Annotated in this window: 9 protein-coding genes; 2 read left to right on the top strand and 7 right to left on the bottom strand. The window is 73.5% G+C overall.

From position 1 onward, the window contains the following. Window position 1: 1 nt before the first annotated feature. Window positions 2–577: a hypothetical protein gene (locus EDF48_RS16340; protein ID WP_111085395.1), complete on the top strand. Its 576-nt coding sequence runs from the start codon at window positions 2–4 to the stop codon at window positions 575–577. 70 nt (window positions 578–647) lie between these two features. Beyond that, the gene (locus EDF48_RS16335) at window positions 648–4256 is read left to right on the top strand and encodes an HtaA domain-containing protein (protein WP_131881321.1); all 3609 of its coding nucleotides are present in this window, start codon (window positions 648–650) and stop codon (window positions 4254–4256) included. 18 nt (window positions 4257–4274) lie between these two features. Here the strand turns inward: EDF48_RS16335 and EDF48_RS16330 are convergent, their stop codons facing one another. From EDF48_RS16330 to EDF48_RS16300, 7 genes are all read right to left on the bottom strand, one after another. Then, window positions 4275–5669 carry a M20/M25/M40 family metallo-hydrolase gene (locus EDF48_RS16330; RefSeq protein WP_243698131.1) on the bottom strand — a complete coding sequence of 465 codons (1395 nt, stop codon included), beginning with the start codon at window positions 5667–5669 and terminating at the stop codon, window positions 4275–4277. Next, on the bottom strand, window positions 5666–7225 hold the full coding sequence (locus tag EDF48_RS16325) for an ABC transporter substrate-binding protein (protein WP_165932434.1): 1560 nt from the start codon (window positions 7223–7225) through the stop codon (window positions 5666–5668). Before EDF48_RS16325 ends, EDF48_RS16330 begins: the two co-directional genes overlap by 4 nt. Then, window positions 7222–8358: an FAD-dependent oxidoreductase gene (locus EDF48_RS16320; RefSeq protein WP_243698130.1), complete on the bottom strand. Its 1137-nt coding sequence runs from the start codon at window positions 8356–8358 to the stop codon at window positions 7222–7224. Before EDF48_RS16320 ends, EDF48_RS16325 begins: the two co-directional genes overlap by 4 nt. Then, window positions 8355–9623 carry an FAD-dependent oxidoreductase gene (locus EDF48_RS16315; protein ID WP_131881317.1) on the bottom strand — a complete coding sequence of 423 codons (1269 nt, stop codon included), beginning with the start codon at window positions 9621–9623 and terminating at the stop codon, window positions 8355–8357. Before EDF48_RS16315 ends, EDF48_RS16320 begins: the two co-directional genes overlap by 4 nt. 101 nt (window positions 9624–9724) lie before the next feature. Beyond that, window positions 9725–10693 (bottom strand): class A beta-lactamase, encoded by a 969-nt coding sequence (gene bla / locus EDF48_RS16310; RefSeq protein ID WP_131881315.1) that lies wholly within the window; start codon window positions 10691–10693, stop codon window positions 9725–9727. Between the two features lie 26 nt (window positions 10694–10719). Next, window positions 10720–11730, bottom strand: coding sequence for an ornithine cyclodeaminase family protein (locus EDF48_RS16305; RefSeq protein ID WP_131881313.1), 1011 nt, complete (start codon window positions 11728–11730; stop codon window positions 10720–10722). After that, window positions 11727–12629 carry an ABC transporter substrate-binding protein gene (locus EDF48_RS16300; protein ID WP_131881311.1) on the bottom strand — a complete coding sequence of 301 codons (903 nt, stop codon included), beginning with the start codon at window positions 12627–12629 and terminating at the stop codon, window positions 11727–11729. Before EDF48_RS16300 ends, EDF48_RS16305 begins: the two co-directional genes overlap by 4 nt. Window positions 12630–12695 lie beyond the last annotated feature (66 nt).

Raw genomic sequence — 12695 nt, 5'->3', positions numbered from 1 at the left:
CATGACACGAATCGCACGCTCGTTCGGGATCACGCTGGCGGCAGGGGTCGCCGCGGTCGGGATCGCCGTCCTGCCCGCGGTCAGCGCGTCCGCCGCCACCGCGGTCACGAACGACTACGGCGCCAGCCTGTCCGTCAGCGGTCCGGCCTCGGTCGTCACCGACGGCCCGGGGGCGCTCCACGGCGTCTCGGACGGCAGCGTCACGGTCACCGGCAGCGGCTTCGACGGGGACGCGCAGGGGCGCGGCTTCGGCGTCTACGTCGTCTACGGGCCCAAGCAGGCGGACTACGCCACCAACTCCGGCTGGTTCGGCTCCGCCCAGTGGGTGTCGAAGAGCGCGTTCACGGCCGGCGGTGGCTTCACCACGACGATCGACGTCGCGAAGTCCTACACCGCGGACCCGCACCACACCGGCGACGCGGCCGCGACCGTCAGCTGCGACTACGACGCCACGAAGACCGCGACCGCCAACGCTGCCCTCGGGCAGTACGAGTGCTTCGTCCAGACGTTCTCGGCGCACGGCGTCGCGAACGACCCGGTCGACCTCGACGAGGTCCAGGTCCCCGTCACCTGGTGACCCACGCGGTGCCCCGGGTCCGCCCGGGGCACCGCCTCCCCACACTCGCACCACCCGACCCGAGGAACCGATGCACACCCAGACCAGACCGGCCCGTCGCCTCCGCGCGCTCAGCGCCACCGTCGCCGCGATCATCGGCCTGACCGCGGCCGTCGCCGGCACCGTGCCCACCGCGGCGACCGCCGCCACCGCGGCCTCGGGTCCGAGCACGTCCGTCACGGGCGGCACGCTCGACTGGGGGTTCAAGCAGTCGTTCCGGAACTACGTGCCGGCCGCAGGGCAGTCGGTGTCCGGCGGTGCGTCGAAGAACGCCGACGGCACGTTCCGGTTCGCCGCGTCGGGCGGCAGCTACGACCCCGGCACGCGGAAGCTCACCGTCACGGGTTCCGGTGCCGCGGTGTTCGACTACCGGGCGCACACGTTCGTGATCTCGCTGCGCGACCCGGCGATCGAGCTCACGCCGACCACCGGCACCCTGACCGCCGGGGTCGACGTGCGGCTGGTGGACCCGACGACCGGTGCCACGACGTCCGACCCGGGGACGAAGCGCATCGCGTTCGCGACGATCGACGTCACCAAGGGCACCCGATCGGTCACCGACGGGGAGTACTCGTGGACCGGCCTGCCCACCACGATCACCGCGGCGGGTGCAGCGGCCTTCGCAGCCGACGTCACCGGCGGCGGCAACCCGACCCAGTTCTACGCCGCGGGCACCGCGCTGGACCCGCTCTCGGTCGCCGTGGCGGGCGACTGGGCCGCCGAGGGCACCGACGGTGACGGCGGCGCCGACGGCGACCAGGGGTTCAGCGACCCCGGCGTCCAGGGACTCGTGAGCACCGGCGTGCAGACCACGGTCGGTGACAGCACGATCGGCCGGGTCACCACGGTGGTGCGGGACGCCGCGCGCGCCCTGAACGTCGTGCAGATACCGGCTGCCGGAACCGCCAAGGCAAGTTACTTCGTCGTAGACGACGACGGCAAGCGCGTCGCCGGGCCGATCGACCCCGGTGTCGCCACCTCGAAGCCGAGCGTCGACCCGTCCACCGGGAACATCGTCGCGACCGCGTCGTTGCCCGCCGCGGAGTTCGGCGGCACCGGCGCGAACGTCCAGGGCTGGGTCGTCGTCGAACGCGGCACGGACGCCGCCTACCGGGACGTCGTGCACGTGAAGCCGTCCGTCGCGGTGCCCGCCGCCAAGGCGTTCACGATCGACCCCGCCGACGGCTCGATCGTCGCGCAGGTCGCCCCGGCCGCGAACGGCGGGTCCGCGGGGCTGCTGCGGGTGGCCGCGGTCGGAGCGGGAGCGGGTGCTGGTTCTGGTTCGGGTGGCTCTGGTTCTGGTTCTGGTTCTGGTTCGGGTGCGGTGACCGAGGTCGGCACCAGCCCCGCTGGCGGGACCGTCCGCGCCGTCACCCGCACGGCCACCCTGATCGGCTCGGTCACCGGGACGATCTCGTCGGTCGGCGTCGACTGGACCGGCGAGCGCGCCGTCGTCTTCGACCAGGCCGCCGCCCTCGCCCGCGTCGTCGCCCTCGACACCGGGGCCTCGGTCGCCGACGTGTCGATCGGCGCCACCGCGACGTCCGGGGCCACCGGCGGGACCGTCGTCGACTCCCGGGGCCGGGCGTGGTGGAGCAACGACGGCGACGCCACGCTCCGAGCCGTCTCCCTGCGCGGGACCCCGGCCGTGACGACCTCGATCGACCGGGTCGGCGGTGCCGCGTACCTGGCCGTCGACGAGTCCGCGAAGCGCCTCTGGGTGTCCGCCGCCGGCAGCACCGACACCGGCAACGTCGTCCGCGCCTACGCGATCGACGGCAGCACCGCGCCCACGCTCGGTGCCGAGTACCAGCCCGGCACCACCTACACCGGCGACCCGATCGTGGTCGCCGCCGACGGCCGCGCGGTGGTCGGCGTCGTGAACGCCGCGACCGACGCCGCCGACCAGGGGCTCCGCACGTTCACGGTCGTGACCACCCCGACCATCACGGCGCAGCCGGCCGACGCCGCCGTGACGCTGACCGGCGCGACCACCGGAACCGACGGCAGCACGACCCCCGCCACGCCGCAGCAGGTGTCCTTCGCGGTCACCACGACCGGGACCCCGACGCCCACCGTGCAGTGGCAGCAGCACACCCCGTCCGGCTGGGCCGACCTGCAGGACGGCCCCTCGGTCGCCGGCGCGACGACCAGCACACTCCGCATCACGGCCACCGAAGGGCTGAACGGCGACCGGTACCGCGCGGTCGCCACGAACGTCCTCGGTGCGACCGTCGTCGGTCGGGTCGCCTCGGACACCGCGACCCTGCGCGTCACCGTGCAGGCGCCGACGAACCCGGGCGGCGGCACCGGCGGCGGGGGAACGGGCGGCGGCGGCACCGGCGGCGGGTCGACCGTGGTCGGTGCGGACGGGTCGATCACCGGGGCGGAGAACGCCCGGGGTGCCTCGACGAACGTGCGGCCGGCCACCGGCCTCTCGACCGCCGCGGCGGGCACGAAGCTCACCGTGACCGGCTCCGGCTTCACGAAGAACACCAACGGCTCAGGGTTGTACGTGCTGTTCGGGTACGTCACGAAGCACCCGAGCGCCGGGGGAGCGGCCGGCGCGGGCTACGACTACGTCCCCGGGTCCGGCGGCACCGGGCAGGACGGCCAGGGCTTCGTCGCCTGGCCCGACAACACCGGCACCGGCGCCGCAGCGACCGCGAAGTTCAGCGGCACGAAGAACGCCGGCTTCACGCAGGGCGGCGTCATCGCGCGCTCCACCTTCACCGGCCAGTCGACGAAGCGTGTCGACTGCCTGTCCGGGGCCGTGCAGTGCGGGGTCCTGACCATCGGTGCGCACGGCGCCGCCGACGCTGCGCTCGAGACCTTCACACCGGTGTACTTCGCCGGACAGACGGTCCCCGGCACCCTGCCGACCGGTCCGACCACGGGTGGTGGTACCGGCGGCAACGGCGGCACGGTGATCCAGCCGCCCGTCGTGCAGCTGCCGCCGGCCGCCACAGCACCGACCATCACGAACGCCTCGGACACGGCGCCGACGGCCGCGCCGACCGCAGCGCCGCGGAACACCGCCGCCCAGCCCCGGAACAGCGCGAAGGCCCCCTCGGCCGCCGAGCCGCCCACGGCCCCCGCCGCGGACTCCGACGAGCTGGCACGCAAGATCGAAGCCGGCGACATCACGACCGTCGCGGCCGCCGACGCCGGGATCCCCGACGAGGTCACCGCCGGTGACCAGCTCGAGCTCCGCCTGCCGTGGACGGGCGACGACGAGGGCGGGAGCGTGTGGACCTACTCCGAACCGGTGCAGGGCGACGACTTCACCGTCGAGGACGGCACAGCCACCGCCACGGTCGACACCACGGGCCTGGAGGTCGGCGACCACCACGTCGTGCTCGTCGGTGACCAGGGAACGGTCGTCGCGGTGCCGTTCTCGGTGACCGACGGCGTCGAGGCGGTCACCGAGCAGGCCGACGGGTCGGTCGCCGCCGCGGCCGCGTCCGACGGGAGCAGCGGCGGGGGGATGTCCACCGAGACGCTGCTGCTCGTCGTGATCGGGTTCCTCGCCGGGCTCGTCGTGCTGGCGATCGGGCTCGTGGTGCTGCTGCTGACCGGGGTGCTGCAGGTGCGGACCCGTCGCACGCCGCGGGGGGCATCGGCTGCGGCGGGCGTCTGACGCCGGCGTCGTGCGACGTCAGGTGCGGGCGCGCCCGAGCCCGGCGAGGAACAGCGCCTCGGCCAGGGCCATGTGCTCGATCTCGGACGGATCGACGCTCTCGTCCGGCGCGTGCACGTTCGCAGCCGGCTCGGACACCCCCGCCAGGATGACCTCGACCCCCGGGATCGTCCGTTCGAGCGTCGCGCAGAGCGGGATCGATCCGCCGCCGCCGAGGGAACCCACCGACGACACCCGGTACGACGACGCCAGTGCGCTCCGGAACGCCGACGAGTACTGCCCCGCCGTCGCCCGGAAGCCGTCGCCCGTGCCCGTGACCCGCGCGCTGACCTCGACCCCGGAGGGCGCTCGCCGCAGCAGGTGCGCCACGAGCAGATCGCCGGCGGCAGCGGGGTCGACGCCCGGCGGGACCCGGAGGTTCAGCGCGGCACCGGCGGTCGCCTGCACGGACGGCGACGACCCGGCGACCGCCGGCGCATCGATGCCGACGACGGTCAGCGCCGGCCGTGCCCAGACCTGGGATGCCGGGTCCCCGGACCCGATCGGCACCGCGCCGTCGAGCAGCCCGGCGTCGGCGGCGAACCGGTCGGCGTCGTAGGGCAGGCCGTCCCATGTCTGCGAGGCCTCGAGCCCGTCGACGGTGGTGTCCCCGGCGTCGTCGCGCAGCGTGGCGAGCAGGGCCACCAGGGTCGCGACGGCATCGGGTGCGGCACCGCCGAACATCCCCGAGTGCACGTTGCCGTGCAGCGCACGGACGCGCAGCTCGACGAACGCCGTGCCGCGCAGGGTGGTCACGAGCGCGGGGACCCCGACGGCGGCGTTGCCGGCGTCCATCACGAGGGCTGTGTCGACGTCGGCGAAGTCCGCTGCGTGGGTGGACACGTACTGCTCGAGACCGTCGGTGCCCTGCTCCTCGGACCCCTCGACGACCACGACGAGTCCGACCGGGAACGATCCGTGCACGTCGAGCAGGGCCCGCAGCGCCACGAGGTGGGTGACGACCCCGCCCTTGCAGTCAGCAGCGCCGCGACCGTACAGGCGACCCTGTCGCTCGGTCAGGGTCCACGGGTCGCTCGTCCACGCTGCGAGGTCGCCGGCGGGCTGGACGTCGTGGTGGGCGTAGAGCAGGACCGTCGGGGCGCCGGGCGGCGCGGGGTGGGTCGCGAGGACCGCCTGCGAGCCGTCCGACGTCGTGACGAGGCGCGAGGTCAGGCCGAGGCCGTCGAACGCACCCCGCACGCGCTCGGCGACGCGGCGGCAGTCGTCGAGCGACTGCACGGCCGGGTCGTGGACCGACGGGATGGCGACGAGCGCCGCGAGCTCGTCGAGCCCCGCGGGCATCCCGGCGCGGACGGCGTCGCGGAGCGGGTCAGCGGGCTCGGTCGCCTGCAGCGCTGCGTCGCCGGTGCTCACGAGCGCCCGATCTCCCAGATGCGGAACTCACCAGAGGCGTCGACCGACTTCGTCAGCCCGGTGAGCGACTTCTGCCCGATGACGTTCTCCTGCCCGGCGAGCAACGGGATGAGCGGCACGGACTCGGCGGTGTCCTGCTGGATCTCCTCGATCTGCTTCGTCCGCTCGGTCGCGTCGGCCTCGACCGCCTGCGCGGCGACCAGTTGCTGCACGGCCCGGTCGTCGAAGTGGTTCGCGAGCAGGTTGACGTCCTCGGAACCGTAGGCCGGCGTCAGGTACGACGAGGCGTCGGGGTAGTCCTGGAAGAACCCGAGCTGGAAGACCGGGTACTCGCCCTTGCCGACGTTCCCGACGTAGGTGTCCCAGCTCGCCGACTGCAGGTCGACCGTGAACAGGCCGGTGTCCTCGAGCTGCTGCTTGATCAGTGCGTACTCGTCGTCCGACCCGGAGCCGTAGTGGTCGGTCGTGTACTCGATCGGCAGCGTGACGGGCGTGCGCACGCCGGCCTTCTCGAGGATGGCCGCGGGGTCGGCGCCGTCGTACTCCGTCTGGAACGCATCGGTCGCGCCGGTGAAGTCGGACGGCACGATCGAGTACGCCGGAGCGTAGGTGCCCTGGTAGACGTCCTTCGCGATCGCCGCGCGGTCGACCGTCGCGGCGACGGCCTGGCGGATCGCGGTCTTCTGCGCGGTGTCGTCACCGGGCATCGTGTCGAGGTTGAAGCCGAGGAACCGGACCTCGCCCGACGAGCCCTGGACCCGCTGCAGGCCGTCGTCCTCGGACAACGAGGTGACCTCGGTCGGCGTGAGCTGGCGGTACGCCACGTCGGCGTCGCCCTCTTGCACCGCGAGCTTGAGGTCGGCGGACTTCGTGTACTGCTTGATCGTCACGCTCGACGACTCCGGCGCGGTGCCGTCGTACTCCTTGTTCGCCGTCAACGCGATGGTCGCCCCGCCGTCGGCGGACTGCTGCAGCGCGTACGGACCGGACCCGACGACCCCGTCGTCCGCGTGGACCTTCGTCTTCGAGAACACACTGCTGTCGACGATCGCCCCGGCCATGCTCGCCAGGACGTACGGGAACGTCTGGTCGTTCGCCTGCTTCAGGGTGAACGTGACCTCGTCGCCGTCGGCCGCCACGGACGCCATGTTGGCGAGCAGCGACCCCGGACCGTTCTCGGAGCCGATGCCGACCTGGCGCTCGAACGAGAACACGACGTCCTTCGCCGTCAGGGCGTCACCGTTCGAGAACGTGAGCCCGTCACGGATCCGGCACACGTAGTGGGTGCCGTCGGTGAAGTCGCACGACTCGGCGACCTCGGGACTCGTCGTGGTCTCACCGGCCGGGTAGGTGAGCAGGTGCTGGTACAGCTGCGTCTGCACCGTGTAGCTGCCGCGGTCCCAGGCGCCGGCCGGGTCGAGGGACGTGACGGGATCGGTCGTCCCGATCACCAGGCCGTCGGAGACGTCGGTCGACGCCCCGGTCGAGGCGCAGCCGGTGAGCACGGCGGCGACGGCAGCGGAGAGCGCGAGCGCGGAGAGGAGTCGGGTCGTCACGGGGTTCCTGAGGGGGATGGTTTCGAGAGGGAGAAACGGGGATGTGCGGCCCCGCCGGTCGCGAGGTCGGCGATCATGTCGCCGAGCAGCGGTGCGAACTTGAAGCCGTGGCCGGAGAACCCGGTCGCGACGGTGACGGGACCACGTCGGTCGATCACGAAGTCCTCGTCGGGGGAGTTGTCGTACAGGCAACTGATGAAGGTCGGCTTCGTCGCGTCGACACCGGGCACGTACCGCGCGACGTAGGCCTGCAACCGCTCGGCCTCGGCCGGCACTGGCGTGAAGTCGCGGTGGTCCGGATCGACGACGGGGCCGGTGCCGTGGAACCCGACCTTGACGCCCTCGCCCGGGGTGAGCAGGCCGTACACGTCGTCGTCGGCCGCCCAGTGCACGAAGCTCGGCCACGCCTGGTCCGGCAGACGGCTGGGGAAGTGCGCGGGCTGCTCCTGGGTGACGCGGATGGCCGGGAGGCCCGCCCCGCGTCCGGCGAGCAGGTCGCCGACCAGCGCGGGAGCCCACGACCCCACGGCCGCCACCACGGACGAGCTGCGGTGGGTGGACCCGTCGGACAGCGTCACGGTCACGTCGTCGCCGTGGTCGTCGAGCCCTGTCACCCCCGTGTCGAAGCGCAGCTCGGCGAGCCCCGTCCGTTCCGCCAGGGTGAGGAACACCTCGATGGCGCGGTCGGACCGGATGCGACCGGCCGTGGCGTGCGCGAGCACGTGGCCCTCGAACGCGATCCCCGGCCAGCGTGCGGCCGCGGCGTCCGGGCTGAGGGTCTCGTGCGGGATGCCGGCGTCCGTCAGTGCGGCGGCGATGGCGTCGACGACCTCGGCGCGGCCGTGGTCGACGGCACCGGTGCGGACGATGAGCTCCTCGCCCGCAGCGCCCTCGAGCGCTTCCCACAGCTCCAGCGCGCGGGAGGTCAGGTCGACGTACTCGGGGTCGGCGTAGCCCTGCCGGAAGATCCGGGTCGCGCCGTGGGACGAGCCGTTGTGGTGCCCGCGCTCGTGCTGCTCGACGAGCAGGACGCGCTCGCCGCGGAGTGTGAGGGCGTACGCGGTGGCGGCGCCGACGACCCCGCCGCCGATCACGACGTGCGTCGGGGCCCGGTCGCTCAGCACGTCGCTCATGCCACGGCTCCGGCTCGTCGGGCGTCGGCCTCGCGCCGCGCCGGCATCATCGCCACCACCTCGGCCTCGGTCGGGGCCGCCGCCGGGAACCGTGCCGGGGCGTAGCGGCTCGCGTCGCCGAGGGTGGTCGTGCCCGTGACGCTCAGTTCCGCCGCGATCCGCCCGAGACCCGGGCCGTGCGTGACGCCGGACTCGTTGTCGCCACCGGCCACCACGAGTCCGTCCAGCTCGGGGACCGCGCCGACGATGAAGTTCCGGTCGGCGGTCATCGAGACGACGCCCTGCGTGGGGGTCTCGTCGACCCCGAGCACGCTCGCGGCGGCGGGGAGCAGCCGGGCGACGATCGGGTGCAGGTACGTCCGCATGGCGTCGAGCAGGTCCGTGCGAACCGGTCGGCGGTCGGGTTCGTCGCTCCGGTCCGCACCGCCGACGTGCAGCGGCTCGTACCCGGGCCCGGCACCGTACGTCAGGCCGCCGCGGTGCTCACGGATCCACAGGCCGTGCAGCTCCGGCAGCATCAGGGTCGGCAGGGTGCCCGGCAGACCGAACGGCGTCGTCACGAGCCGGCTGGCGACGACCCGGACCGTCGGCAGCTCGCGCCCGAAGGGGGTGAGGAGGGCGTTCGTCCAGCTGCCGGCGGCGAGCACGACCTTCGCGGCGTCGATGACCTCGCCGTTCGCGGTCCGGACGCCCGTGACGGAGCCCCCACGGGCCTCCAGACCGGCGACCGGCGTGTGCTCGCGGATCTCGACGCCCCGCGCACGGACCGCGTGCACCAGCGCTGCGGCCGTGTCCGGCGCACTGATCTGGATGCCGTCCGGATGGAGGAAGCCCGCGGTGACCGCGGTCGGGTCGAGTCCGGGCACGAGGTCGGCCGCCTCGGCCGGGGTGAGCGTGCGCGCACCGGCCGGCCGGAGCGGGTGCTGCTCGAACGGCGGCAGGTGGTCGGCCCGGCCCTGCTCGGTGACGGTCAGCCAGACGTTGCCGTTCTGCCGGTACCCGGTCGGGCCGTGGCCGGCGCCGGCGAGGTCGCGGTAGAAGTCGATGCCGTACTGCTCGACGTCGCGTTCGGACTCGTTCCAGTACCAGGCGTACCCGGCTGCCCACTGGCCGACGAACCCGGCGCCCGCGGTGGTGGTGCCCCCGGCGACCGTGCCGCTGTCGAGGAGCAGGACCCGCTGCCCGAGCCCGGCGAGGTGCCACGCGGCGCTCAGTCCGATGATGCCGGCGCCGACGACGACCACGGGGGATCCGGAGGAGGACATGGAGCGAGCGTAGTGTCCCGGGGTCCCCGACAGGTGTCGTTCATGACGCCGTGTGACGCGGTGCAGAACGGCGATCGCCGCCCCGGTCGATCAGCGGTCGGTCAGCGGTCGAACGCGTCGAGCACCGCCGATGCCGACCGGGCCACCAGGGCGTCGTCGTAGGCGGCGTCGGGGTCGTTCCGCGTGGTCAGGACCGAGAGCACGATCGGGTCGCCGCCGGGCGGGGTCACCCGCGCCACGTCGTTCCGGATCGGTCCGGCGCCCCCGGACTTGTCGACCACGACCCAGCCGTCGGGTGCCCCGGCCCGGATGAGTGCGTCGCCGGTCGCGTTGCCGCCCATCCAGTCGACCAGCAGCGCGGTGTCGGCGCGGTCCAGGGTGCTGCCGTCGAGCACGGTCGCCAGGGCTGCGGTGAACGCCGCCGGGGTCGTGGTGTCCTCGGTGCTGCCCGGCTCGATGGTGTTGAGGTCCGGCTCGCCGTGGACCACCTCGGTGGTGGTGTCGCCGAGCTCGGTCAACGCGGCGTCCAGGCCGCTCGGACCGCCGATGCGCGTGAGTACGAGGTTCAGGGCCGTGTTGTCGCTCATCCGGACGGCTGCCTCGGCCAGCTGCTCGTACGACAGCCCGTCGGCCACGTGCTGTTCCGTCACGGGGGAGTACCCGGCAGCGGCGACGTCCGCGGCCGTCCAGTGCACGACCTCGTTCCGGGCGTCCGCGGGCACCGAGCGCAGGAACTGTGCCGCGGCGAACGCCTTGATGGTCGAGGCGTAGCCGAAGCGTCGGTCGCCGTTGTACGCGACCCTCTCACCCGTGACGGTGTCGGTCGCGACGACGCCGACCGTCGCGTCGTACTCGCGTTCGAGGCCCGCGATTGCTCGGCGGACCGTGGCGGTGGTCGCGGCGTCCGTTGTCGGCGGCGGCGTCGTCGCTGAGGTGCTCGTCGGTGTGCTCGTGGACCGTGCGGACGACGTGGCCGACGCGGTCGGTCCGACGGAGCCGCCACCGGAGCACCCGGCGAGGACGAGCACGGCGACGGTGCCGCCGACGACCAGGGGGAGAGCACGGTGCATGGGAGCACCCTGCCGCTCGACCCTGGTCACACGCCGGGAACCGGCACCCCGACCCGGGCGACGGAGACCTGCGTGCCGACGCCCCGCTCGCGGGCGAGGTCGATCAGCCGGGCAGCGACGGCGAGGTCCTGCGCGCCGAGCCCGACCGAGTCGAACACGGTGATCTCGTCGTCCCCGTTCCGGCCTGGTGCGCGTCCGGCGACGACCTCGCCGAGTTCCGCCGGGTGGAGGTCCTGCGGGACCGCCCCCTCGACCACGGCCTCGAGCAGGTCACCCGACTTCGTCCAGGCGGTGGCCCGGCTGTCGACGAAGAGCGTGCCGCGTGCCATCGCCGCGCCGTCGAGCTCCCGGTGCGTCGGGCGGGGACGGGCCCCGACCGCGTTCACGTGCTGGCCGGCGTGCAACCAGGCGCCGCGGACGATCGGGTCGACCGAGGGCGTCAGGGTGCAGAGCACATCGGCCTCCTCGACCACGCGACGGACCTCCGGCGCGACCACGCACCGCCGGGCCACGTCCGGTCCGACGGCCTCGAGGAACCGGGTGACCGTCCCCGACGACCGTGACCACAGGACGATCCGCTCGAACGGTCGCGTCGCTTCGAAGGCACGGACGTGCTCGACGGCGAGGTTGCCCGCGCCGAGGATCCCGAGGGTCCGGCTGCCCGAGCGGGCGAGGTGCTTCGTCGCGACCACGGTGGTCGCCGCGGTCCGCGCCCGGGTGATCGTCATGCCGTCGAGCACGGCGACGCACTCGCCGGTGACCGAGGAGGACACCAGGATCGTGGAGCGCTGCGACGGCAGCCCTCGCGCACCGTTGTCGGGGATGTCGGCCATCAGCTTGACGGCGACGAGCCCGAGCCGGTCGGAGCGCACGGCCATCGGCAGGAAGAGAGCGTCGTCGGCGCCGGTCAGGGCGACCGGGGCCGGCTGCTGCATCGCGCCGGTCCCGAGGTCGGCGTGGACGGCCTCCACGGCCCCGACGACGTCGACGGCGTCGATGAGACCGGCGACGTCGGCGGCGCCGAGGACGACGGTCACGACGCGGTGACGGCGGTCGAGGCGCCGAGCAGCTCCTCGAGCGACGGGGTGTGGGTCGTGAGGCCACCGTCGAACAGGATGCGCATCCAGCGGTCGGAGGCATCGCGGTCGACGACCGCGGAGTCCCAGACGCCCCCGGCAGCCATCTCGTCGGCGGCCCGTCGCAGCAGGGCGGCGTCCTTCTCCGGCCACCGGGCGGCGAGCACGGCCGCGATCTCGGTGTCGGCGTCGCCCGCGGTGATCTTGGCCATCGCGGCGGCGATGCCGTCCATGAACCGGTCGACCCGGTCGCCGAGTTCGTCGATGCGGTCCGTGCGCGTGTAGTAGACGCTGTTCGGCATCACGCCACCGGCGTCGAGGTGCCGGAAGACGATCGTGCCCCCACCGGCGGCGACCAGTTCCTGGGCGGAGACGAGGTCGAGGATGATCGCGTCACCGAGCCCGCCCTGGTACAGCTCGATGAGCATCGCGGTCGACAGGTCGCGGACGAAGCGGGTCGCCGCGACGTCGAACCCGGCCTCGCGGATGAGTCCGGCCGTGAACTCGTACGGGGCGCTCCCGCCGGCGCCGGGCGCCAGGACGACCTTGCCGGCGAGCCAGTCCAGCGTGATCGGGGTCGTCTCGTCGCGGGCGACGATGGTCATCGGGAACCCGTGGTTGAGCTGGCCCACGACCGACAGCTTGCGCGGGGTCCCGGCGTACATCGCGGGGACCCAGAGACCGCCGAGGGCGAGGTCGGCCTCGTGCGAGTCGATGTCGTCGAGGACGCCGGTCCACGGGTCGCAGGCCTTCGCGGTGACGGACAGGCCGCGCTCGGCGAACAGACCGCCGACGTCGGCGACGTACTCGGGCAGGTAGTTGAGGCCGTTCGCGGTCGCCGAGATGTTGAGGGTGTCCATGGTGTTCTCCGATCGTGGGGTGGTGGGCCGGGGTGTCCGGCCCACCGGGGTGGTGCGGTTGGTGCG

The organism is Curtobacterium sp. PhB191, assembly GCF_004346515.1.
GTDB lineage: Bacteria > Actinomycetota > Actinomycetes > Actinomycetales > Microbacteriaceae > Curtobacterium.
The sequence above is the reverse complement of the archived record's forward strand: the minus strand, read 5'-3'. Positions and strand labels throughout refer to the sequence as shown.

Coding starts and splice junctions, on each gene's coding strand:
- EDF48_RS16340 (WP_111085395.1), top strand. CDS start 2: ATGACACGAATCGCACGCTCGTTCGGGATCACGCTGGCGGCAGGGGTC.
- EDF48_RS16335 (WP_131881321.1), top strand. CDS start 648: ATGCACACCCAGACCAGACCGGCCCGTCGCCTCCGCGCGCTCAGCGCC.
- bla (WP_131881315.1), bottom strand. CDS start 10,693: ATGCACCGTGCTCTCCCCCTGGTCGTCGGCGGCACCGTCGCCGTGCTC.
- EDF48_RS16320 (WP_243698130.1), bottom strand. CDS start 8,358: ATGAGCGACGTGCTGAGCGACCGGGCCCCGACGCACGTCGTGATCGGC.
- EDF48_RS16315 (WP_131881317.1), bottom strand. CDS start 9,623: ATGTCCTCCTCCGGATCCCCCGTGGTCGTCGTCGGCGCCGGCATCATC.
- EDF48_RS16300 (WP_131881311.1), bottom strand. CDS start 12,629: ATGGACACCCTCAACATCTCGGCGACCGCGAACGGCCTCAACTACCTG.